Source organism: Ureibacillus endophyticus (assembly GCF_024159215.1).
GTDB classification, from domain to species: Bacteria; Bacillota; Bacilli; order Bacillales_A; family Planococcaceae; genus Ureibacillus; species Ureibacillus endophyticus.
The window spans coordinates 486,065-510,197 of record NZ_JAMYWW010000001.1 but is presented as its reverse complement, the minus strand read 5'-3'; the positions used below and the strand labels follow the sequence as shown (position 1 = coordinate 510,197).

Sequence of the window (24,133 nt, the reverse complement as noted above, 5' to 3'; positions counted from 1 at the left end):
ATATAACTTTAAAATTTGTTGGAATTTACTTACTGTAGGGTTATTTGAAAGTTTTGAAGGAAAAAAAGCCTGATTAAAATTATGTAGAAATATTGAGGAACTTTTTCTTAGAAAAAGAATTTCCTTTTTCACTATTTTTTAATCAGGCATTTATTTTGAAGTTATTCTTTTACGTATCTTGGTTTTTTCTCAATACTGTGACGACCTTCGATGAAGCGTACTGTTCCTGTCTTTGCACGCATAACAACGGAATGAGTTAAGCAATAATCACCTTTATATTGCACACCACGTAGTAATTCACTATCTGTTACAGCCGTTGCAGCAAAGATTGCGTCATCACCTTTTACAAGATCATCTAAGTATAACACTTTTTCAAGATCGATCCCCATATTTTTGCAACGTAAAGCCTGCTCTTCGTCTTCTGGAATTAGCTTACCTTGGAAATCTCCACCTAAACATTTTAATGCTACAGCAGAAATTACACCCTCTGGAGCACCACCAGTTCCGAACATGATATCGATACCAGTTTCATCAAATGCTGTACTTATCGCAGCATTTACATCCCCGTCTTGGATAAATTTAATACGTGCACCTGCAGCGCGAATTTCATCTACAATATGTTGATGGCGAGGTCGATCTAGTAAAATGGCAACTACATCTGAAATTTCTTTATTTTTTGCTTTTGCTACTGCCATTAAGTTTTCAGTAACAGATGCATTGATGTCTACTTTCCCTTTACTTTCTGGACCAACAGCTAATTTTTCCATATACATATCTGGTGCATTTAATAGATTTCCACGGTCAGCTATTGCTAATACAGTAATTGCACCGTTTGTTCCTTTTGCAACGATGTTTGTTCCTTCTAGAGGATCCACTGCAATGTCCACATGCGGACCGCCGTTACGTTGGCCAAGTTCTTCACCAATATAAAGCATTGGTGCTTCATCCATTTCTCCTTCACCAATTACCACGGTACCATGCATTGGAATTGTATCAAATAACGCACGCATTGCTGTTGTAGCTGCGTCATCAGCTTCCTCTTTTAAGCCACGTCCCATCCATTTCGCAGAAGCGATTGCTGCTGCTTCGGTAACGCGTACTACTTCCATCGTTAAACTACGTTCCATTCTATATTTGCCTCCTGTTTTCGGAAATGCCGAAACTTATCACGTCTTTATTGTAACATACTTTGTGATTTTTGCATTTTAGGTTTTCATTTAACTAAGTCGTTAATCAACACGGTTGGTTGTACTTACACTAATGGTTTCACGACGAATATTTGCACCCAATAAACACAACTTTTCAATTAAAGAACTATATCCTCTTTCGATATGATAAATTTCCTGTATTTCTGTTTCGCCATCTGCAAGTAAACCTGCTAATACTAATGCCGCTCCAGCACGAAGATCGGTAGCTGTAACTTTCGATCCGTGTAGTCGAGTTGGGCCCTGAATAATGGCCGTATTCCCTTCTACTCTTGCGTTTGCATTCATACGTCGCAGTTCATCGATATGTTTAAAGCGCGCAGAATAAATCGTATCAGTTACTTTAGAAGCACCCACTGCCTGTGTCATTAATACCGAGAGTGGCTGTTGCACGTCTGTCGGGAAACCTGGGTAAACCAGTGTTTTTACATCCACTGCTTGAAGTGCATCAGTTCTAGGGATGAAAATACTTTCTTCGCCCTCAACAACTTTAACACCCATTTCACGTAATTTTGCAGTTATAGCTTCTAAATGTAGAGGAATAATATTATCAACCGTTACACCATCACCAATTGCAGCTGCCATTATCATAAAAGTAGCTGCTTCAATTCGATCTGGAATAATCGTATGTTTTGTACCATGTAATTCATCGACACCATCGATACGAATTACACTTGTACCAGCACCTTTAATGTTTGCACCCATATTTGTTAAAAGAGTCGCAACATCGATAATTTCCGGTTCTTTTGCGGCATTTTCAATAACAGTACGCCCTTTAGCACGGACTGCTGCTAACATAATATTAATAGTGGCTCCAACACTTGCAACGTCTAAATAAATTTTTGCACCAATTAATTCATCAGCACGTAAATAAATTGCTCCGTGTTCGTTTGTTACTTTCGCCCCAAGTGCCTCAAAACCTTTAATATGCTGATCAATTGGGCGAGGGCCTAGAAAACATCCCCCCGGTAACCCAATTACAGCTTTTTTGAAACGACCAAGCATCGCCCCCATTAAATAATAAGAAGCGCGAAGTTTTTTGACATTTCCATTTGGTAAAGGAATTGCTTGCATTTGGGTCGGGTCAATTTCCATTTGACCGTCTTTGAAAAGGACTTCCCCACCAATTTCCTCTAATAATGCTTTTAACGTCCAAGCATCAGAAATTTCAGGTATTCCATCAATTGTAACAGTTGAATTTGCAAGGATCGAAGCTGGAATTAAAGCAACTGCACTATTTTTTGCTCCACTAACTTTCACTGTTCCTTTTAGACGATTCCCGCCGATGATTTTATAAACATCCATTACACGTTCTCCCTTTTGATTGGAAAGTTTCACTTATTATTGTCCTTTACGCATCAGTTAGATCCGCTCACTTTCTAAAACAAAGGTGACCAAATAATAATTTTTTAATTACTTCTTATTATTTACCAATTTCCCAATTTAAAGACTAATTTCCATAAAGAATCTAAGTTTTTTTCAATTTACTCTATTGTATTGTAAATATCATTTATGTTGACAATCGGGACAACTGGTTATTTACTTTTACGTTTTTCCCAATCAGCTAGGAATCCTTCAATTCCTTTATCAGTTAACGGATGATGGAATAACTGTTTTAATACTTTGAATGGAGTTGTAGCGATATCTGCTCCAGCTAAAGCGACTTCTGTAATATGTTGAGGATGACGGATAGACGCTGCAATGATTTGAGTTGGGATATCATGAATTGCAAAAATATCAGCAATTGTGCTAATTAATTCAGATCCTGTTTGACCGATATCATCAAGACGTCCAACGAATGGAGATACGTATGTTGCGCCGGCACGTGCAGCCATTAATGCTTGATTAGCACTAAAGATTAATGTCACATTTGTTTTAATGCCTTTTTCTGAGAAGAATTTACATGCTTTTAATCCTTCTGGAGTCATTGGTAATTTAACCGTAATATTAGGAGCGATTGCCGCTAATTCTAGACCTTCTTTAATCATTCCTTCTGCATCAAGTGAAATTACTTCACCACTAACAGAACCATCAACAAGCTCTGCAATTTCACGTAGACGATCGTGGAATGAAACGTTCTCTTCTTTTGCAACTAAGGATGGATTAGTTGTAACCCCAGATAAAATACCCCATGAGTGTGCTTCTTTAATTTCTTCAAAATTTGCTGTATCGATAAAAAATTTCATTGTGTAATCCTCCTCAAATAGTCATCTATCAAAAATGAGGAGAAGGTCGGTTTAACACAAACGACTCTTCTCCTGTAAGTTAATATTCAATCAAGAAAAGCAGAGTTTCATTTAAATATTTCACTTAGTAAACATTTTACTAATCATTATAAACTATTTCTGCAACCTTTAAATTAAGCTTTTTGTGAGCTACCAAATTCGCGCATTTTACTAATAACAGTTGTTTTAATTGCTTCACGTGCTGGTGCTAAGTATTTACGTGGGTCATAAACTTTTTGGTCTTTTTCTAAAATTTCACGAACAACTTTTGTTGCTGCAATTTGGTTTTCTGTATTTACGTTAATTTTAGCTGTACCTAAAGAAATTGCACGTTGAATATCTTTAGTTGGAATACCAGTACCACCGTGAAGTACTAGTGGAAGGTCTGTTAAATTTGAGATTTCTTCCATTTCTGCAAATCCTAAGTTTGGCTCACCTTTATATGGTCCATGAACAGATCCTAATGCAGGAGCTAGACAATCGATTGCTGTTTGTTCTACTAACGCTTTACACTCTTGTGGATTTGCATAAATGATACCGCCAATAACGCCATCTTCTTCTCCACCAACAGTACCTAACTCTGCCTCAACAGAAACGCCTTTTGAATGTGCATAATCCACTACTTCAGAAGTAATTTTTACGTTTTCATCAAATGGGTGATGAGAAGCATCAATCATAACAGAAGTAAATCCTGCATCAACCGCTTCTTTACATTTTTCAAAGCTAGAACCGTGGTCTAAATGAATTGCCACTGGAACTGTAATTTTGTAGCTTTCCATTAACCCTTTTACCATGTGGACAACTGCAATAAATCCACCCATATATTTCCCTGCACCTTCAGAAACACCAAGGATAACTGGTGATTTTTCTTCTTCAGCTGCTTGTAAAATCGCTTGAGTAAATTCTAGGTTATTTATATTAAATTGCCCTACAGCATAACCTTCTTTTTTCGCTTTAATTAACATTTCTTTCATAGAAACTAATGGCATCGTTAAATACACTCCCAGACCAAAATTTTTTATTATTATGCTAAAACATTCCATTAAATATTCCAGATTAACTATAACAAAAACAATCCCGTCTCTCAAGTTAGAGACGGGATTGTTTTCTGCGCCGACAGCGTAGCGAAAGGCGCAAAAACTTCTAATTAGTAATTCATTGCAATTTAAAGTATTTACTTGTTAGTCTCTCAAGTGAGACTACATCGTTTTCTGCGGCGAAAGCGAAGCGTCAGCCGCAAAAACTCTTTATGAGCATTACACTAATTCAGAGGCTTTACTTGTTAGTCTCTCAAGTGAGACTACTGTGTTTTCTGCGCCGAAAGCGGAGCGTCAGGCACAAAATCTTTTATAAGTTATATTTTACTTTACCGAAATTGTTACTTATTGAGTCTCTCAAGTTAGAGACGGGATTGTTTTCTGCGCCGACAGCGTAGCGAAAGGCGCAAAAACTTCTCAATAAGTAATTTATTATTTTTAATGTATTTTCTTATTCTCGTCTCTCAAGTACGAGACGACATGCTTTTCTGCGCCGATAGCGTAGCGAAAGGCGCAAAAACTTCTCAATAAGTAATTTATTATTTTTAATGTATTTTCTTATTCTCGTCTCTCAAGTACGAGACGACATGCTTTTCTGCGCCGATAGCGTAGCGAAAGGCGCAAAAATTCTTAATAAGTATTCAAATAATTCTAAGGCTTTCACTTATTAGTCTCTCAAGTGAGACTACATCGTTTTCTGCGCCGACAGCGAAGCGAAAGGCACAAAAACTTTTATAAAGTAAATATTACTTTACCGGAATTGTTATTTAATCTACTCTCTCAAGTACGAGACGACATGCTTTTCTGCGCCGATAGCGTAGCGAAAGGCGCAAAAATTCTTAATAAGTATTCAAATAATTCTAAGGCTTTCACTTATTAGTCTCTCAAGTGAGACTACATCGTTTTCTGCGCCGACAGCGTAGCGAAAGGCGCAAAAACTTCTCAATAAGTAATTTATTATTTTTAATGTATTTCCTTATTCTCGTCTCTCAAGTGCGAGACGACTTGCTTTTCTGCGGTGAAAGCAAGCATCAAGCTCAAAAACTCTTATTAGTTTTTAATTAAAAAAGTTTAGTTTATACATTTCAGGATCCTAACATCTATTTGCAAATGGTCTTTATTAAGTAAAAGTTGATTTCCATTCCGTGTGGACGCTTTCCGCGGGCATGGCCTCAACTAATTTTTTCCGGCTAACGCCGGCAAAAATGGATTTTCGGCTCAGTGCTACTGTCGCTCCGCTTTCGTCGCAAATAAATTTGCTATTCCCGCAGGAAGCTTTGCTCTGTAGCGAAAGGCGAATGCCGTCAGCTACACTCAGCCACACTCCATTCCAATCAACTTTTTTTCGAGAAAGCTAACACTTATTCAATCTTTTGGAAAAATTACTTTTTGTCAAAATAACTTGTTTTCTTAATAGAAAGCACACCGACATGTAAAATAACGTCAGATCCTTTCTTTATATATTTTTTAGTACATAAACGTAATGAACCTAAAGCTTTATCGACAATTCAGATATAAATCACATTTATAGCCTATTAACAAATAAAATTCCCATCACTCAAAAAAGAGACAGGAATTTTAAAATCAATTTTTATATAAACTAAAATAGTGGTTTAAGGAGAAATCACTATAAAAAAATTTATCAAGCTGTTAACAAATCATTTACTTCTTTCGTTACCTCGAATATATTAAATGGCTTCGTAAAATATCTGACTACACCAAGAGTTTTGGCTTCCTCCATCATCTCTTGATCGCCGAAAGCTGTCATCATAAAAATTGGCATCATAAAATCACGCTCTCGAATATGTTTTAAAATTTCAAAACCATTCATACCCGGAATTTTCATATCCAATAAGACACAGTCAATTATGTTATTTTCGATAATGGTTAGTGCTTCTAAACCATTCACTGCCTGAAAAACATTATAACCCTCTCTTGAAAATACCTCTTCCAACAAAAGTCGAATGCCTCTTTGATCATCTACAATTAATATATTTCTCACAGTTCTTTTCCCCTTAAAAAAATTTAGATTTATGTATTATCACTTTTACATTTCCCTATATTTCCATATATAAACATGTATGTCCTGCTATTTTTATTTCCCAGTTTCTAATCATTCACAATAATTTCAAATTTTGATTTTTACCCTTCGAAATTTTATAATACCAAAAGAAGAGGTGGAACTATGTCAAAAATACTTTCTACTCAAATGAGTGGGTTATTCCAAAGAATCATTCAAAGTGAAGAAGATGCTATCGAAGAAACTGCTCGTCTACTAGCACAAGCAAGTGTTGGACAAGGTAAAGTATACTTTGCTTGTTTTGATGGGTTAGAAGCTATTCAAACGAATGCTCTAGACGGAATAGAAAAATTCGCGAATCTTGAAAAATGGTCAGAAGATACTGTAATCACTGATGTAGATCGCGTTTGTATTTTCACTCCAAGTGTTGAAAATTCTAAAGCTATAGAACTTGCCAATATGCTATATGATAAATTTATTCCTTTTTCCGTTGTCTCAAGTGAACCGCCGAGCGAAAAGAATCTATTAAGTGATTTAGCCTATACTTATGTTTCTATGAAAATTCGTGGTGGAATATTACCTCATCCAACAAATTTAGGAGAACGTGTTGTTATTCCATATTTAATGGCCGGTTTATTTGTCTATGAAGCAATCAAATTAAACTATGATGAAATGCTATCAGATGATGACTTGGATTAATTCTATTTTATATTAAAGAATTAAATTTAGTAATATTTAAAAAAGGACTGTCTCCAAATGACAGTCCTTTTTGTTTATTAACAGTTATTGTTATTAAATGCTGCTCCTACGAACTCACGGAATAATGGTTGTGGTCGTTGTGGACGTGAGATGAATTCTGGGTGGAATTGACATGCCACGAAGAATTTTTTCTCCGGTAATTCAATAATTTCCACTAAACGATTATCAGGGCTTGTACCAGAGAATACTAACCCTTCAGCTTCCATTGCTTCACGGTATTCGTTGTTAAATTCGTAACGGTGACGATGACGTTCGTAAATTAATTCATCATCATATGCCGCCATTGCACGTGAACCTTCTTTTAATTTACATGGATATAATCCTAAACGTAATGTACCACCTAAATCGATATCATCACTTTGATCTGGTAAGAAGTCGATAATTGGGTAAGGTGTTTCTTTGTTTAATTCAGTAGAATGTGCTCCTTCAAGTCCTAAAACATTACGAGCAAATTCGATTGTTGCTAACTGCATACCTAAACAAATTCCTAAGAATGGTACATCGTTTTCACGAGCATATTGGATAGCTGCGATTTTCCCTTCAATTCCACGATCACCAAAACCACCAGGAACTAAAATACCAGCTGCATCTTTTAATAACTCTCCAACATTTTCAGTAGTCACATGTTCTGCGTTAATCCAATCTACTTCGATATCAGAATCATATACATATCCTGCATGTTTTAAAGCTTCTACAACTGAAATATAAGCATCTTGAAGCTCTACATATTTCCCTACTAGAGCAATACGAGTTTTATTTCGAAGATTTTTTACTTTATGAACAAGTTCTTTCCAGTCAGACATGTCTGCTTCTGGTGCTTCAATACGGAAATGTTCTAAAACGATATCGTCAAAATCTTGAGCATGTAAGTTTAACGGAATTTCATATAAATGCTCTGCATCACGAGATTCAATGATATCACGTGCCGTTACGTCACAGAATAAAGCTAATTTTTCGCGCATTTCTTGAGATACTGGTTGCTCAGTACGTACAACAATAATATTAGGTTGAATTCCTAATGAACGTAATTCTTTTACAGAGTGTTGCGTTGGTTTAGTTTTTAATTCACCAGCAGCAGCAATGTAAGGAATTAATGTACAGTGAACATACATAACATTATTGTGACCAAGATCTGATTTCATTTGGCGAATTGCTTCAAGGAATGGTAGAGATTCGATATCCCCAACTGTTCCGCCTACTTCTGTAATTACGATATCAGCGTTTGTTTCACGTCCTGCACGTTGAATACGGTCTTTAATTTCATTTGTAACATGAGGAATAACTTGCACCGTTTTACCGTTATAATCACCACGGCGTTCTTTTGCTAAAACAGATTTATATACACGTCCTGAAGTTACAGTAGAATGTTTACCTAAATTGATATCAATAAAGCGTTCATAGTGTCCTAAGTCTAAGTCAGCTTCTGCGCCATCATCTGTTACGAATACTTCACCATGTTGGTATGGACTCATTGTACCTGGATCTATATTTAAATAAGGGTCAAATTTTTGAATTGTTACTTCTAATCCACGATTTTTTAGTAATCGTCCTAAAGATGAAGCGACGATCCCTTTTCCAAGTGAAGAAACTACTCCACCTGTTACAAAAATATACTTTGTCATTGCAAATTTTCCTCCTCAATACTACTATTACACATTTTTTGAAAGACAGAACATTACCGTGGTTTCTAATCAAAATTTTTATATCTCTATAAAAACATTCCACCGGATATTTAAACCTATACGTTTTTAATGGTCTATTCTGTTTTTCTTATTCAAAATAAAAAACGCTCCTTCTGCAAATAGCAGAGGGAGCGTGAATTTATCACGGTCAATCTCCTTTTTTAAGGAGCCCAAGTAAAAGAGTATATTGAAAAATAGGAGAAGTCAAGCCCTTTTAAAATGAGTATTGAAAAATAAAATGATGTTTCTGCTTATCTAGCGGCAAAATCTAACACTTTTATATTATTCTTCTTCCTCTTCCTCAAGTTCTTCTGTTTCTTCATCATCTTCAATAATGAATTCCTCATCGTCCTCAATGATTTCATCGTCAATGTCTGCATCGACATCGTCAAGATCATCAATTTCTTCTTCAACAAATTCTAAATCTTCTTCATCATCTAATTCATCGATTTCTTCTTCGTCAACAAACTCTTCGAAGTCTTCCTCGAATACTAAATCGTCTTCATCAACAATTAATTCTTCTTCTTCTTCATCAACTGCTTTAGATTTACGTTTACGAGCTTTTACTGTTGGAGCTGTTTCTTCTTCAATTGTTTCAACTTTATACCACTCACGTAGGCCCCAGCCGTTTTCATGGTTTAGAAGGAAACGTCCATCAATATTCATATCAGTATAAAACTGTACAAGGCGTGCTTGGATTTCTTCATCTGAAAGACCGTTTAAAGATTGGATTACTTTAAGTAAGTCATGGAATGCAATCGGTGATTTTCTCTCTTCTAATACTGCGTAGGCTAAGTCAATTAACGATTCTTCTGCTAATTGTTCTTTTGTCAATTCACGAATATTCAACTCGTGCACGTCCTTTCTATCAATACAATTTCGCATATTCTTGTTTTGCGATTCTACATATCTTAAGCATAATATCCATTATATACAAAGTACTATACACTATGCTAGTTTCATTTACTGTTTTTTATTTTATAAACTTCTTTAAACCCTAAGTAAAATAAAAAACCTGATAATATCAGTAATGGTATAGAACCTAACTGTTTATTATACAAAAAGAAAGTTGCCAGTAAACAAGAAAGTATAAAAATGTAATGATAATATTGTTTAATCAAAGTGCAAAACTTCCTTTCTGTACAATATATTATAGCTAAAATTTAGACAAAAAAACTAAAAATTGCTACTAAACAGCATGCCACATTCTCCTTAAAATTATAATTTCAGTAAAATATTTATTAAGTGAGTAGAAATTTGCTTAAAAAAGGAAATTTCAGTATTGTGAGAAAAAACTTTTTTAACAAAAAGGAGCGCTTGCACAATTGAACTATACTCATTTGCAAGCGCTTTATAATTAATCATATTTACATATTTCTTCTATATTGCCCACCAACTTCATATAACGCTCGCGTTATTTGCCCAAGACTCGCAACTTTCACTGTTTCCATTAATTCTGCAAAAATATTCCCTCCAGAAAGAGCTGTTTGTTTTAATTTTTCTAATGCAGTAGAACAGTTTGCCTCATTGCGTTTTTGGAATTCCTGTAAATTTTTAATTTGCAATTCCTTCTCTTCTTTTGTTGCTCGGGCGATTTCCATGTTATTGATTTCATCAGCTGAAGGTGGATTAGGGTTCAAATAAGTGTTTACACCAATGATTGGCAATTCACCAGTATGCTTTAGATGCTCATAATACATGGACTCTTCCTGAATTTTTCCACGCTGATATTGAGTCTCCATTGCACCTAGCACGCCACCACGATCATTAAGTCGTTCAAACTCCTCTAAAACCGCTTGCTCCACTAAATCTGTTAATTCTTCAACAATGAAGGAACCTTGTAATGGATTTTCATTCTTCGATAATCCATGTTCCTTTGTAATAATCATTTGAATCGCCATTGCGCGGCGAACGGATTCTTCTGTAGGTGTTGTAATTGCTTCATCATATGCATTTGTATGAAGTGAATTACAATTATCTTGTAGCGCCATTAATGCTTGAAGCGTTGTACGAATATCATTAAAATCAATTTCTTGTGCATGTAATGAACGACCAGATGTTTGAATATGATATTTCAATTTTTGAGAACGCTCATTTGCACCATACTTATCGCGCATAACGATTGCCCAAATACGACGAGCAACACGACCGATTACTGTATATTCTGGGTCTAAACCATTCGAGAAGAAGAACGAAAGATTTGGTGCAAAATCATCAATCTTCATACCTCGACTTAAATAATACTCTACGTAAGTAAATCCATTCGCTAATGTGAACGCTAGTTGCGAAATTGGATTCGCCCCAGCTTCTGCAATATGATAACCAGAAATAGAAACAGAATAATAATTTCGTACTTTATGGTCGATAAAGTATGCTTGAATATCCCCCATCATACGAAGAGCAAATTCAGTAGAGAATATGCACGTATTTTGACCTTGGTCTTCTTTTAAAATGTCTGCCTGAACAGTTCCGCGCACAACTTGCAATGTTTGCTCACGTACTTGAGTAAATTCCTCGACTGTAAGCGTACGACCTAGTTCTTGTTCACGCTTTTTCACTTGTTGATCAATCGCTGTATTTAAAAACATCGCTAAAATAATTGGTGCAGGTCCATTGATAGTCATAGAAACAGACGTAGATGGTGCACATAAATCAAATCCGGAATATAGTTTCTTCATATCATCAAGGGTACAAACACTAACCCCAGACTCCCCGACTTTCCCATAAATATCTGGACGGTAATCAGGGTCTTCTCCATATAATGTTACAGAATCAAAGGCTGTTGATAATCGTTTTGCATCATCATCCTTTGATAAGTAATGGAATCGTTTATTTGTTCGTTCAGGTGTACCTTCCCCAGCGAATTGACGTTTCGGATCTTCACCTTGGCGTTTAAATGGAAATACGCCAGCAGTATACGGAAATTCACCTGGTACATTTTCAGCATAAACCCATCTTAAGATTTCCCCGTAATCTTTATATTTTGGAAGGACCACTTTTGGAATTTTTGTCCCTGATAAAGATGTTGTTTTTAAAATTGTACGAATCTCTTTATCTCGAACTTTTGTAACGAATTCATCCCCAGAATACGCTTCTTTTAATTTCTCCCAGTTATTTAAAATACGTTTAGATTCTGCTGATAATTCGTTTTTCACACTATCGGCAAGAGATTGTAAAGATTGTAATAAAGCATCCTCTGGTGAGTTTTGCTGAACTTGCGAAATCGTACCTTCTAGTTGATATAGTTTTCTTGCTAGCTCTACTTGATGTGCCGCATGTTTGTGATAATTTCTTACTGTATCAACAATTTCACGCAGGTAATAGCGGCGATCATTTGGAATGATGACATCCTGCTTTTGAGTTTGAACAAACTGCTCATAGGAAGTTTTCCAATTAAATCCAAACTTCTCGTTGATTTTTGCAACAAGTGCAGCAAATAATGAATTTGTCCCTTTGTCATTAAATTGACTAGCAATCGTACCATAAACAGGCATTTTATCTAAAGGTTCATTCCACAATTCATGAGAGCGTTGGTATTGCTTTTGAACTTGGCGAAGGGCATCCTCGGAACCTTTTCTTTCAAATTTATTGATGGCAATTAAGTCTGCATAGTCAATCATGTCGATTTTTTCAAGTTGCGTTGGTGCACCAAACTCACTTGTCATTACATACATCGAAAGATCTGTATATTTTGTGATTTCCGCATCGCCTTGACCAATACCGCTTGTTTCTACAATGATAAGGTCGTAGCCAGCTGCTTTTACAATATCAAGGACATCCCCAGTCGCCGAAGATAGTTCCGTTCTCGATCCTCTCGTCGCTAAACTTCTCATATAAACACGATTATTGAAAATTGCATTCATACGGATACGGTCGCCAAGCAGTGCGCCACCCGTTTTTTGTTTAGTAGGGTCTACTGAAATGATGGCTACTTTTTTGTCAGGGAATTCACGCAAGAAACGATGGATTAATTCATCTGTTAACGAAGATTTACCTGCTCCACCAGTACCCGTAATACCTAATACAGGAGTGTTTTTTGATTTTTTGCGCGCTTCTTCAAGTAAATACGTCACTTCACCATCTCCACCAATTTCAGCAGCAGTAATTAAGTTTGCTAAAATTTCAGGTGTTTCAGTGGATAGTCGTTCTAATTTTTCTAAGTAGTTTCCTTTTAGGGTTGAAAAATCTGCTCCTTCTAATTGCTTATTAATCATCCCTTGTAACCCTAGTTTCATACCATCTTCTGGCGAGAAAATGCCCGCAATACCGTAATCATGCAATTCTTCAATCTCACGTGGAAGGATAACTCCACCACCACCACCGTAAATTTTAATATGTGGTGCCCCTTTTTCTAACAATAAATCATACATATATTTAAAGTATTCCATATGCCCGCCTTGATAGGAGGAAATAGCAATACCTTGAGCATCTTCTTGAATCGCTGCATTGACCACTTCTTCAACAGAGCGATTATGACCTAAATGAATGACTTCTGCACCACTTGCTTGTAAAATACGGCGCATTATATTTATTGAAACATCGTGTCCATCAAATAAACTTGAAGCTGTTACAAAACGAACGTGATGTTGTGGTCTGTAAATATGAGATTGTTGTTTCTTTTCATCTACTTTCACCATTTGATATACCCCTTTTCAATGAACAAATGTTATTTTCCCATCTAGCCTTTTAGAAATGAAAAACACCGCCAAAATGCAACGCAAATTTACGTATGCTCTTTAGCGATGTTCCCCCTTCACTCATAATGCAATAGTCCTGATAAGCACATTGTTATTTGTGCTTCTGTATATTCTTCAATCGTAAAATGCTTTTGGAGTGCCCATTTACGGAACGCCCATGCCTGACCTTGGACGACTAGTAAATTTGCTGCCAAATAAATTTCTTGATTGGAGATAGTCAGTTCCCCAGATTGAACACAGTTTTTGATAATTTTTTCAAATAGTGATACCATTTCCAATTCTTTTTGCAATATATATTGTTGCTTATCTTTTGGAAGTGATTTTGTTTCTTGATACATGATTGTAAATTCATCTACCATGCTATCAATCAACGAAAAGTATTGCTTGATTGCTAATTTTAATTCCTCTAACGTCCCTTTACTTGTTGAAATTGTAGAAAGACGCTGAATCACTTGATCATAAATGTTATCGCACACTAAGTAGAGAACATCTTCTTTCGTACGAATATATTCATATAATGTTCCAATGCTAAATCCAGCCGCTTTTGCAATTTCCCGCGTTGTTGCCCGATGAAAACCTTTTTCTCTAAATAATTTCACTGCTCCGCTCACGATTTGTTTGCGCCTTATTTCAATCAGGTTTTCATCTTTCACGTTAGTTTGAACTAAAATTTTTTCTTCGTTTTCTAACATCTATTTCGTTAACATACGCGAGATAACTAGGCGCTGAATCTCTTGCGTACCCTCGTAAATTTGTGTGATTTTTGCATCACGCATATAACGTTCCACTGGGTATTCTTTTGTATAGCCATAGCCACCGAAAATTTGTACAGCTTCCGTTGTAACAGACATCGCTGTATCGCCCGCCATTAATTTCGCCATTGCAGATGCTTTTCCGTATGGTAAGTTATTAGACTCTAACCAAGCTGCTTGGTAAGTTAATAGTCTTGAAGCTTCAACAGCTGTCGCCATATCCGCTAATTTGAATGATACTCCTTGGTTCGCTACGATTGGTTTACCGAATTGAACGCGTTGTTTTGAATAGTCAATTGCTGCATCTAAAGCTCCTTGGGCAATACCTACTGCTTGAGCTGCAATTCCGTTACGTCCGCCATCCAATGTTTGCATCGCGATTTTGAAACCTTCTCCCTCGCTTCCAAGAAGGTTTTCTTTTGGAACTCGGCAATTATCGAAAATAATTTCAGCTGTAGGAGATGATCGGATCCCCATCTTTTTCTCTTTTTTCCCTACACCAAAGCCTGGGAAACTAGATTCAACAATAAACGCACTTGTTCCTTTATGTTTTGATTCTGGATCAGTTACGGCAAATACGATATAAGTGTCCGCAATTCCTCCATTTGTAATGAAGATTTTAGAACCATTTAAAACGTATTCATCACCTTCTAGTTTTGCAGTCGTTCTCATTCCTCCTGCATCACTACCTGAACCAGGTTCTGTTAAACAGTACGCCCCGATTTTCTTACCTTCTGCCATTGGGCGTAAATATTTTTGCTTTTGTTCTTCTGTACCAAATTTATAAACTGGCCAACCAGCTAGTGATGTATGGGCAGAAAGCGTTACCCCTGTTGACGCACAGACACGGGAAAGCTCTTCTACTGCGATACAATAAGCTAAATAATCAAACCCTGCTCCACCATATTCTTCTGGCCAAGGAATACCCGTAAGACCTAGTTCAGCCATCTTGTGCCAAATTTCCATATCAAATGTTTCATTTTCATCACGTTCTGCTGCTGATGGTGCCACTTCATTAACGGCAAAATCACGAATCATTTCTCTTAATTGCTCATGCTCTTCTGATAATTGAAAATTCATTTTACATCCCCCTATTGTGATGTACCTGGTACACACGTTTAAACCAGATACGCTTTACTTATTACGATTTTTTGAATTTCACTTGTACCTTCATATATTTCGGTTACTTTTGCATCTCGGAAGTAACGTTCTACAGGATAATCCTTTGTATAGCCATAGCCACCAAAAATTTGAACAGCTTCTGTTGATACTTCTACAGCTGTGCGAGAGGCAAAGAGTTTTGCCATAGATGCTTCTTTTGTAATTGGTATTCCACGGGATTGCATATCGGCAGCTCGATACACGAGTAATCTTGCTGCTTCAACACTTGTCGCCATATCTGCTAACTTAAATCCAACCCCTTGATTTGCCACAATTGGTTTACCAAATTGAACTCGCTCTTTAGCATATTTTGTCGCTGCATTTAAAGCTGCTTCGGCAATACCAAGTGCTTGAGCTGCAATACCAATACGCCCTGCATTCAGGTTTGCAAGTGCGATTTTAAATCCTGCATCCTCCGTACCTAGTAAATTCTCAACAGGCACTTTCATATTTTCAAAAGTAAGTTGTACTGTTTTCGACCCATGAAGCCCCATTTTATGTTCGTTTTTACCAATCACTAGTCCTGGAGTGTTTTTCTCCACAATAAATGCGGAAATTCCTTTTGACCCTTTCTCAGGAGATGTGGAAGCAAAAACAATATACACATCTGCTTCCCCGCCATTTGTAATAAACACTTTTGATCCGTTTAAAACATAATGATCATCTTTTTTGACGGCTCTTGTTTTCAACGCCCCTGCATCGGACCCTGCTTCAGGCTCTGTTAAACAAAACGCTCCCAAGTACTCACCACTTGCAAGTTTCGGAACATACTTTTGCTTTTGTTCTTCTGTTCCAAAATACAAAATTGGATTCGTTCCCACTGATGTATGAACAGATAAAATAACACCGACTGTTGCACTAATTTTAGAAATCTCATTAATTGCTATGATGTAAGAAGTAAAGTCCATCCCTGCGCCACCTAAGCTTTCGGGAGTAGTCATCCCCATTAAACCAAGTTCGCCCATTTTTTTTAAAATCTCTCGTGGAAACTCGCCTTCTTCCATTTTTTCAACAAATGGTGCAATCTCCGTTTCAGCAAACTGACGAACCATATCTTGGACCATTACTTGTTCTTCGGAAAAGTTGAGATTCATGCAAATCGCTCCTTAGTCTTCGTAGATGTAAAATCCTCTGCCTGTCTTTTTGCCTAACCATCCTGCCGCTACATATTTACGAAGCAGTGGACATGGACGATATTTGCTATCTCCTAAACCTTCATGCAAGATTTCCATAATATATAAACATGTATCTAATCCGATAAAGTCTGCTAATGTTAATGGACCCATTGGATGATTCATCCCAAGCTTCATAACATCATCAATTGCTTCTATTGTTGCTACCCCTTCATATAACGCGTAAATTGCTTCATTAATCATCGGAAGCAGAATACGATTCGAAATAAAGCCTGGGAAGTCATTCACTTCAACCGGCGTTTTACTTAACTTCACCGTCATATCTTCAACGGATTTATACACTTCATCCGCTGTTGCAAGACCACGAATAATTTCCACTAGTTTCATTACCGGTACTGGATTCATAAAGTGCATTCCAATCACTTGTTCAGGTCGCTCAGTTACTGCTGCAATCTCTGTAATTGGTAAAGATGAAGTATTAGAAGCTAGAATTGCATGTTTAGGAGCGATTGCATCTAACTCTCTAAAAATAGATTGCTTGATATCCATATTTTCAGTGGCTGCTTCAATAATAATGTCCGCATCATGAGCATCTTTTAAATCTACCGAAGAACTGATTCGGTTTAAAATCGTTTGCTTTTCTTCCTCAGTTTTACGCCCCTTTTCCACATCCCGAGAAAGATTTTTTGTAATTACACCCAATCCTCTTTGTACAAACTCTTCTTTTATATCATTTAGTGTTACGTCAAAGCCAGCTTGTGCACAAACTTGGGCAATACCTGATCCCATTTGCCCTGCTCCAACGACCATCACTTTTTGAATTGTCATATATAAATCCCCCATTTTGTTTGAACTGTGACATTTCATATACTAATTTTTCGGTACTTCAATCATGATGGCATCCCCTTGGCCACCACCTGAACAAATTGCAGCAATTCCAATACCACCACCACGACGGCGTAACTCATAAGCAAGGGTTAAAATAATTCTTGCGCCAGATGCACCAATCGGATGTCCTAGTGCAACTGCTCCACCGTTTACGTTTACTTTCTCTGAATCTATTCCTGCAATTTGGTTACTTACTAGAGCAACTGCTGCAAAAGCTTCGTTAATTTCAAATAAGTCTATATCTTCAACTGATTTACCTGTTTTCTTTAATAATTCATTAATAACGATCCCTGGTGTTTGAGGGAAATCTTTTGGTTCAACGCCAACTTCTGCATGACCTAAAATTGTTGCTAAAGGCGTGCGACCTTCTTTTTGTGCCTTGTCTTCACTCATTAATACAAGGGCACATGCACCATCATTTACACCTGGGGCATTTCCTGCAGTTATTGTCCCATCTCGATCAAATGCTGGACGAAGCTTTGACAACGCTTCCAAAGTTGTATCTTTTCGAGGCGCTTCGTCTTCAACGACAAGTGAAACTTCCCCTTTACGTCCTTTGATCTCCACTGAAACAACTTCTTCTGCAAGTTTACCTTCTTCGATTGCTTTAAAAGCAAGTTGGTGACTACGAACAGCCCATTCATCTTGCGCTTGGCGAGTTAAGTTAAATTCACTTGCTGTTGAGTTACCGTATGTCCCCATGTGAACTTGATCTGGATGGAACGCACATGAAAGGCCATCATAAATCATTCCATCAACAAGTTGTGCATCCCCCATACGTAAACCCCAACGTCCTTTTGGTAAATAGTACGGAGCATTTGACATGGACTCCATTCCACCAGCCACAATCACTTCTTCTTCCCCAAGGCGAATCAATTGGTCGGCTAAAGTGACACTTCTCATGCCCGAAGCACAAACTTTATTAATCGTTTCTGTTTTTACTGAATACGGAATCCCTGCTTTTGTTGCAGCTTGTCGTGAAGGAATTTGGCCTTGCCCTGCTTGTAGGACAGTTCCCATAATGACTTCATTCACTTCTTCTGGCTTAATTTGCGCTCTTTCTAAAGCTGCCGCAATCGCTTTTCCACCAAGATCACTTGCTGTTAAACTTGATAACGTACCACCAAATTTACCAAATGGTGTTCTTGCTCCATCTAAAATAACTGTTTTACTCAAATCCCCATCCCCTTTATGTGATATTAAGTATCTATTATTCTGTTATTTTAATTGACCGAACGCTCGCTCAATCCCACTTCAGTAAAAATGGGAGTCATTTTAACTCCCAATTTCTGCTTATATCCATTGTACAGAAACTTCCTTTTTTATTCAATTCCTATTTTTCTGACTTCTAGATTATTAGTAAGATTCAGACTGTATTGAAAAATATAGGAAGCAGATTTATTATATTAGTATAAAAGGAGTGAAATCACGATGAAAATTAAGAAATTTATACTATTAATTTTAACCTCAATCGCCTTAATATTTACTATTCCATTACCCCATTCTTCAGCAAATTCTCCTGAAGTCATTTGGCAACAGAATCTAGGAAACAAATCCATGCTATTACAAGGTGCAACAACATCAAAAAATGAAACATTACTAGCTACATATACAAGAAAAAATAATGTAAACCAATATGAAATTTTTAAAGTTAATAATAAAACGAAGAAAGTTAAACAGGTTTCTAAATTGTCTGGTGGGAAGCTTTTTCTTTTTGATGTAAATGGTAAAGCATATATCCTTCACCATCATATGAAATTAGCAACGATTTATGATGAGAATTTTAAAGAAGTTTATTCAAAACCTAGACCTTCAAATTTAAAATTTATTACTTTCGAAATTAACAAATCTAAAGTTGACCAAAAGATATTTGCATTTGGTGGCAGTACTCAAGAATTGGGTACAAACAAAAGAGACGCCTATTTTGTATATATGACAGCAGATAGTAAAGGACGATTAACTGAAATTCCAGAAAGTAAAGTTCCTGGAGAAAAATATAGTCTTTATTATCCTGAATCACCTACTATTACGATGGAAAATTTAACGTATCAAGAACAACCAAAGTATCGAATAAAGGTAGATCTAAATACAATACCAGATGTACAGAATGGTTTTCGCTATAGTTTTTCAAGCCTAGTAATTACGAAATATAACAATCATTTTTATACGTTATTACGAAAAAATAATAGAGGCGAAGGGAATCAACGTTTAGTTAAGATCAATTCAAAAGGAAAAGTAGTAGACTACATGGAGCTACCTGAAGCAATCTCAAACGAAATTCTTAATGAACCTATATTTATAGGCAATCAATTAATTTTCCATTCTGCATCTGAGGAGCATGGAAGTTATCATTTTATTAATTTAGATAACTTTACAGAAGAAACAATCGTGACGAATGATACACCACTTGTATGGAAGTTAACTAACAACCTATACAGCCTGTATTTAAATGGTAAAATCCATTTTTATAATGCAAAAAATAAATTACAATATACTTCTGATATTTTCCCATATTATGTTTTTGATACAAAAGAACGATATGGTTTAAGTTTAACGAATACGATCATGAATTTAAAAACAGGTAAAGCAGTTGTAACTTCTACTGAAACTCCTGTATCCATTGGTGACAATGCATTAGTTATTGAAACGAAATCTGGTAAGAAGATTGCAAAGTTAATTAATTTAAGTTCAGTTAAATAATCATGTAAAAAGACTAAGCCGATTGCGACTTAGTCTTTTCCTTACTCAGAAATAGAATTTTCATTTGAAGGAGATTCTTCCACTGTCTCTTCTCCAAAAACGGAACGCTCTAACAATTCTGCGATATCGAATGTACCTACTTGATCGTCCACTTCTTTTGCTTTCGTACCATCAGATAACATTGTTAAGCAATATGGACATCCTGAAGATATTACAGATGCACTTGTTGCTAATGCTTGTTCTGTGCGAGCTACGTTAATACGGTTTCCGATATGTTCTTCCATCCACATTAAACCACCACCTGCTCCACAACACATTGCTGTTTCACGGTTCCTTTCCATTTCAACGAGGTTTACACCTGGGATTGCTTTTAAAATTTCTCGTGGTGCATCGTAGACATCATTATAACGTCCTAAATAACAAGAATCGTGGAATACAATTGTTTCTTCTACTCGGTGATCCAACGTTAAGCGACCTTCGTTAATTAATTCATACAGTAATTCTGTATGATGATAAACTTCGCCTTCCCACCCAAAATCTTTATACTCATTTTTGAAAATGTTATATGCGTGCGGGTCGATTGTAACGATTTTCTTTACTTCATTTTTTTCAAACTCATCAATATTCGCAGTAGCTAGTTCTTGGAATAAAAATTCATTTCCTAAGCGACGTGGTGTATCACCAGAGTTTTTCTCTTTATTCCCAAGAATTGCAAATTTAACTCCTGCCTTATTCATTAACCTTGCAAAGGATAAAGCAATTTTTTGTGAACGACTATCAAAGGAACCCATCGAACCAACCCAGAATAAATATTCAAATCCTTCACCTGACTTTTTGGCTTCTTTTACAGTTGGAATATTTACACTCGGGTCAAGTTCGCGCCAATTTTCTTTCTCTTTACGGTTTAGCCCCCACGGATTACCTTGACGTTCGATATTGTTCATCGCGCGTTGTGCATCACTATTTACCTTTCCCTCTGTCATCGTTAAATAGCGACGAAGGTCAATAATTTTATCTACATGTTCATTCATTACAGGACATTGATCTTCACAGTTACGACAAGTCGTACATGCCCAAATCTCTTCTTCTGTTATTACCTCACCAATTAATGATGGGCTATAAATATCTTCTATTACAGCTCCTTCTGCACCTGCAGCCATTGCTAATTGATTGCCCTTAGTCTTGCTGAACGCAAATGCAGGTACCCAAGGCTTTTGCTTCGTAACTACAGCACCTGTATTTGTTAGATGATCACGAAGTTTCACAATCAAATCCATTGGTGAGAGCATTTTTCCTGTACCCGTTGCGGGACACATATTTGTACAACGACCACATTCAACACAGGCATATAAATCAAGAAGTTGCTTTTGAGTAAAATCTGTAATTTTACCCACACCAAACGATGGCTCTTCTTCATCCATTTCTTCAAGTGCCTCGAAATTAATCGGTCTAAGCGTACCAGCACGATCTAACCGATGGAAATATACGTTTACTGGCCCTGTGATTAAGTGGAAGTGCTTTGACTGTGGTACATAAACTAGGAATGTTAGTAAAATAAGTAAGTGTGCCCACCACATTACATAAAATACTCCCGTTGCTGCATTAGGTGATAGGAAGCCAAAAATCGTAGCAATACTTGATGCAATTGGTTCACTTCCTGTAAAGCCGTGCTCATGCCATAAAATCCCCATACCATTTCCAATTAATGTTGTTACCATTAATCCACCGATGAATAATAAAACTAGCCCATTTTTCCAACCTCGTTTAAGACGAACAAGTTTTTCAATATAGCGTCGGTAAAAGGCAGCAAATACAGCAATTAAAATAACAACAGCAACTATCTCTTCAAATAAAGTAAATACCACATAAAGCGGTCCAAAAGGTAAATGAGATCCAGGTGCTAACCCTTTCCAAATGAAATCAATCGCGCCAAGTTGAACGAGGATAAATCCGTAGAAAAATAAAACGTGGATAATTCCGCTTTTTTTGTCTTTTAAGAGTTTTGATTGTCCAAACACATTAACCCAAATTTTTTCTAGGCGCTCTTTCACACTATCATTAAATTGTTCTTTCTTTCCTAGCTTTACATAGGCTGCTCGTGTTTTTAATAAATAAACAAATAATCCAACAGCATACAATATCACAGCTATAAAGAATACCCAGTTTGCAATTAATAATGGATTCATAACCCTCTCCCCCTTTGAAAGTTACCACTTTAAAAAATTGACGAACTCAAAAATATGATACTTGTATCAAACTGTTATTATTTCTCAGTTGTACAACAATTTTAAAATATGAATGAACATTCAGTCAACGTTCGTATATTTATGACACTAAATTTTTCTACAATTAATGTGAATTTAGCTGGAAAATGTTCGTTTTTAAGATTATACAGCATTAAGTATTGTAAAATGGAAATATAAGGATTGGAGTGATTTGATGGATATAGAGACATTAATGTGGTTATTTGTGATTGCATTTATTTTCCATGACTTTGAAGAAATTATAATGGTTGAAAGTTGGATAAAAAACAATTCATCAAAAATTTATAAAGTACTTCCGAAACGACTAGCAGACCAAGTAATGAAGCAATTTACAATGACAACCGCACAATTTGCAGTAGCCGTGCTTATTATGTTTTTATTTGTTGCAAGCTCTACTTTTATAGCAGTTCAATTTAATAATTTATATATGTTTATAATTATGACATTAGTATTTTTTCTACATAGTTTTATGCATATTGGGCAATCGATTATTTTGCGCTCAATTACACCAGGAGTTGTGACATCAATTGTAATACTCATTCCGTATAGCATAATCCTTTACTGCAAACTATTTTCTAACCAGCTTATAAATTGGAAGACTATTTTTATTTGTTTACCATTTACGATTTTAATTGCACCAATTTTGTTATTTGCCCATTGGTTAGGGAAAAAGGTAATTTAAAAGGGCTTGGAACAGAAGTAGTTTGGTTGAAACAAAACAAGGAGATTGTAAACTTCTGTTATCCCGTTGTTTTGTCTTTTAATTTTATATGAAGAGAAAAAACATTGTTGTTGAGGGATGTTTTGAAACAACTTAAAGTAGAATTTTATTAATAGTCCTAAATTTAAGAACCAAATTAGTTGTTCATAGTGGAGGCTGCGACTTCTGCGGGAACAGCACGAGCGGAAGATCTATTTTTTTCGCGACCACGCGAAAAAAATTAGCTGAAGCCGTGCCCGCGAAAAGCGTCAGCCGAAACGGAGAACAACGTTTTAAGAAAAGGCAACATGAAGTAATAATCATGATTGCCTTTTCCACAGGTTTCTTATTTAAATACATCCCCACTACGAATGTACTCAACATCCGATACACCTAGTCTAAAATTCACAGCTCTTGCAACAGCGAAGAAGTAGTCCGATAAACGGTTTAGATATTTTTGAACAATAGCGGGTACATCCTCTTCTGCATTCATTAGAGATACTACTTGACGTTCTGCCCGGCGTGTTACTGTACGTGCAATGTGTAGCGTTGCAGCAGCTGGTGTTCCTCCTGGTAAAATAAAACGTTTTAATGGTGGGACTTCATCTGTTAGTGCATCAATTCTTTTTTCTAACACTTCAATTGATGCTTCTTGTAGTTTATATTTTCGCTCTTTCATGACATTGGCTAAATCTCCACCACAATCAAACAATTCGTTTTGAATTGTCTCTAGATCAGCTAAAATATCTTTAAACTTCTGCGGATCTAGCTCTGTTACCGCTTTTCCGATGAATGAATTTAATTCATCAATTGTCCCATAAGCTTCAACGCGTAAGTCGTCTTTACTTACACGTCCTCCCATTAAACTTGTTTTTCCCTTATCCCCTGTTTTCGTATATAGCTTCATCTT

18 protein-coding genes are annotated in these 24,133 nt (G+C 36.3%); 3 read left to right on the top strand and 15 right to left on the bottom strand.

Going from position 1 to position 24,133, the window contains the following annotated elements:
* Positions 1–161 precede the first annotated feature (161 nt).
* The 5 genes from glpX to NKR20_RS02565 all read right to left on the bottom strand — a co-directional run bounded on the left by glpX (position 162) and on the right by NKR20_RS02565 (position 6,469).
* Entirely contained in the window at positions 162–1,127 is a 966-nt protein-coding gene (gene glpX, locus NKR20_RS02585) for a class II fructose-bisphosphatase (protein ID WP_121214060.1), read from the bottom strand.
* A 102-nt stretch (positions 1,128–1,229) separates the two neighbouring features.
* On the bottom strand, positions 1,230–2,510 hold the full coding sequence (locus NKR20_RS02580) for a UDP-N-acetylglucosamine 1-carboxyvinyltransferase (protein WP_121214061.1): 1,281 nt from the start codon (positions 2,508–2,510) through the stop codon (positions 1,230–1,232).
* Between the two features lie 230 nt (positions 2,511–2,740).
* Entirely contained in the window at positions 2,741–3,391 is a 651-nt protein-coding gene (fsa, locus tag NKR20_RS02575; RefSeq protein WP_121214062.1) for a fructose-6-phosphate aldolase, read from the bottom strand.
* A 173-nt stretch (positions 3,392–3,564) separates the two neighbouring features.
* Positions 3,565–4,419 (bottom strand): class II fructose-bisphosphate aldolase, encoded by an 855-nt coding sequence (locus NKR20_RS02570; protein WP_253423269.1) that lies wholly within the window; start codon positions 4,417–4,419, stop codon positions 3,565–3,567.
* Between the two features lie 1,690 nt (positions 4,420–6,109).
* Positions 6,110–6,469 (bottom strand): response regulator, encoded by a 360-nt coding sequence (locus tag NKR20_RS02565; protein ID WP_253423266.1) that lies wholly within the window; start codon positions 6,467–6,469, stop codon positions 6,110–6,112.
* 183 nt (positions 6,470–6,652) lie between these two features.
* Here NKR20_RS02565 and NKR20_RS02560 point away from each other — a divergent pair, with 183 nt between their 5' ends.
* A complete protein-coding gene (locus NKR20_RS02560) occupies positions 6,653–7,186 on the top strand; it encodes a DUF2529 family protein (RefSeq protein WP_253423263.1) in 534 nt (177 codons plus the stop codon).
* Between the two features lie 77 nt (positions 7,187–7,263).
* Here NKR20_RS02560 and NKR20_RS02555 read toward each other — a convergent pair whose 3' ends face one another.
* From NKR20_RS02555 to NKR20_RS02520, 8 genes are all read right to left on the bottom strand, one after another.
* Positions 7,264–8,868, bottom strand: a complete 1,605-nt coding sequence (locus NKR20_RS02555; protein WP_121214066.1) for a CTP synthase — start codon at positions 8,866–8,868, stop codon at positions 7,264–7,266.
* A 342-nt stretch (positions 8,869–9,210) separates the two neighbouring features.
* A complete protein-coding gene (rpoE, locus tag NKR20_RS02550) occupies positions 9,211–9,777 on the bottom strand; it encodes a DNA-directed RNA polymerase subunit delta (RefSeq protein WP_253423260.1) in 567 nt (188 codons plus the stop codon).
* 518 nt (positions 9,778–10,295) lie between these two features.
* Complete coding sequence (icmF, locus tag NKR20_RS02545) at positions 10,296–13,565, bottom strand: fused isobutyryl-CoA mutase/GTPase IcmF (protein WP_253423257.1); 3,270 nt, start codon at positions 13,563–13,565, stop codon at positions 10,296–10,298.
* A gap of 116 nt (positions 13,566–13,681) precedes the next feature.
* Positions 13,682–14,317, bottom strand: coding sequence for a TetR/AcrR family transcriptional regulator (locus NKR20_RS02540; RefSeq protein ID WP_121214069.1), 636 nt, complete (start codon positions 14,315–14,317; stop codon positions 13,682–13,684).
* The gene (locus tag NKR20_RS02535) at positions 14,318–15,457 is read right to left on the bottom strand and encodes an acyl-CoA dehydrogenase (protein WP_121214070.1); all 1,140 of its coding nucleotides are present in this window, start codon (positions 15,455–15,457) and stop codon (positions 14,318–14,320) included. It lies immediately after the preceding gene.
* 38 nt (positions 15,458–15,495) lie between these two features.
* Complete coding sequence (locus NKR20_RS02530; RefSeq protein ID WP_253423254.1) at positions 15,496–16,632, bottom strand: acyl-CoA dehydrogenase; 1,137 nt, start codon at positions 16,630–16,632, stop codon at positions 15,496–15,498.
* Positions 16,633–16,644: 12 nt separating this feature from the next.
* On the bottom strand, positions 16,645–17,499 hold the full coding sequence (locus tag NKR20_RS02525; RefSeq protein WP_253423250.1) for a 3-hydroxybutyryl-CoA dehydrogenase: 855 nt from the start codon (positions 17,497–17,499) through the stop codon (positions 16,645–16,647).
* A gap of 42 nt (positions 17,500–17,541) precedes the next feature.
* On the bottom strand, positions 17,542–18,735 hold the full coding sequence (locus tag NKR20_RS02520; protein WP_253423247.1) for an acetyl-CoA C-acetyltransferase: 1,194 nt from the start codon (positions 18,733–18,735) through the stop codon (positions 17,542–17,544).
* A gap of 255 nt (positions 18,736–18,990) precedes the next feature.
* On the opposite strand from NKR20_RS02520, the gene NKR20_RS02515 reads away from it, so the two are divergent.
* Entirely contained in the window at positions 18,991–20,259 is a 1,269-nt protein-coding gene (locus NKR20_RS02515; protein WP_253423244.1) for a hypothetical protein, read from the top strand.
* A gap of 41 nt (positions 20,260–20,300) precedes the next feature.
* Here NKR20_RS02515 and NKR20_RS02510 read toward each other — a convergent pair whose 3' ends face one another.
* Entirely contained in the window at positions 20,301–22,445 is a 2,145-nt protein-coding gene (locus NKR20_RS02510) for a (Fe-S)-binding protein (RefSeq protein ID WP_253423242.1), read from the bottom strand.
* Positions 22,446–22,698: 253 nt separating this feature from the next.
* Between NKR20_RS02510 and NKR20_RS02505 the strand changes: the two genes are divergently transcribed.
* Positions 22,699–23,205 carry an HXXEE domain-containing protein gene (locus NKR20_RS02505; RefSeq protein ID WP_121214076.1) on the top strand — a complete coding sequence of 169 codons (507 nt, stop codon included), beginning with the start codon at positions 22,699–22,701 and terminating at the stop codon, positions 23,203–23,205.
* Positions 23,206–23,569: 364 nt separating this feature from the next.
* Here NKR20_RS02505 and NKR20_RS02500 read toward each other — a convergent pair whose 3' ends face one another.
* Positions 23,570–24,130, bottom strand: a complete 561-nt coding sequence (locus NKR20_RS02500) for a cob(I)yrinic acid a,c-diamide adenosyltransferase (protein ID WP_253423239.1) — start codon at positions 24,128–24,130, stop codon at positions 23,570–23,572.
* Positions 24,131–24,133 lie beyond the last annotated feature (3 nt).

Bases quoted from the DNA above. Each gene is read 5' to 3' on its own strand.
- glpX (WP_121214060.1), bottom strand. From the start codon at position 1,127: ATGGAACGTAGTTTAACGATGGAAGTAGTACGCGTTACCGAAGCAGCA.
- NKR20_RS02580 (WP_121214061.1), bottom strand. From the start codon at position 2,510: ATGGATGTTTATAAAATCATCGGCGGGAATCGTCTAAAAGGAACAGTG.
- fsa (WP_121214062.1), bottom strand. From the start codon at position 3,391: ATGAAATTTTTTATCGATACAGCAAATTTTGAAGAAATTAAAGAAGCA.
- NKR20_RS02570 (WP_253423269.1), bottom strand. From the start codon at position 4,419: ATGCCATTAGTTTCTATGAAAGAAATGTTAATTAAAGCGAAAAAAGAA.
- NKR20_RS02560 (WP_253423263.1), top strand. From the start codon at position 6,653: ATGTCAAAAATACTTTCTACTCAAATGAGTGGGTTATTCCAAAGAATC.
- NKR20_RS02555 (WP_121214066.1), bottom strand. From the start codon at position 8,868: ATGACAAAGTATATTTTTGTAACAGGTGGAGTAGTTTCTTCACTTGGA.
- icmF (WP_253423257.1), bottom strand. From the start codon at position 13,565: ATGGTGAAAGTAGATGAAAAGAAACAACAATCTCATATTTACAGACCA.
- NKR20_RS02540 (WP_121214069.1), bottom strand. From the start codon at position 14,317: ATGTTAGAAAACGAAGAAAAAATTTTAGTTCAAACTAACGTGAAAGAT.
- NKR20_RS02535 (WP_121214070.1), bottom strand. From the start codon at position 15,457: ATGAATTTTCAATTATCAGAAGAGCATGAGCAATTAAGAGAAATGATT.
- NKR20_RS02530 (WP_253423254.1), bottom strand. From the start codon at position 16,632: ATGAATCTCAACTTTTCCGAAGAACAAGTAATGGTCCAAGATATGGTT.
- NKR20_RS02525 (WP_253423250.1), bottom strand. From the start codon at position 17,499: ATGACAATTCAAAAAGTGATGGTCGTTGGAGCAGGGCAAATGGGATCA.
- NKR20_RS02515 (WP_253423244.1), top strand. From the start codon at position 18,991: ATGAAAATTAAGAAATTTATACTATTAATTTTAACCTCAATCGCCTTA.
- NKR20_RS02510 (WP_253423242.1), bottom strand. From the start codon at position 22,445: ATGAATCCATTATTAATTGCAAACTGGGTATTCTTTATAGCTGTGATA.
- NKR20_RS02505 (WP_121214076.1), top strand. From the start codon at position 22,699: ATGGATATAGAGACATTAATGTGGTTATTTGTGATTGCATTTATTTTC.
- NKR20_RS02500 (WP_253423239.1), bottom strand. From the start codon at position 24,130: ATGAAGCTATATACGAAAACAGGGGATAAGGGAAAAACAAGTTTAATG.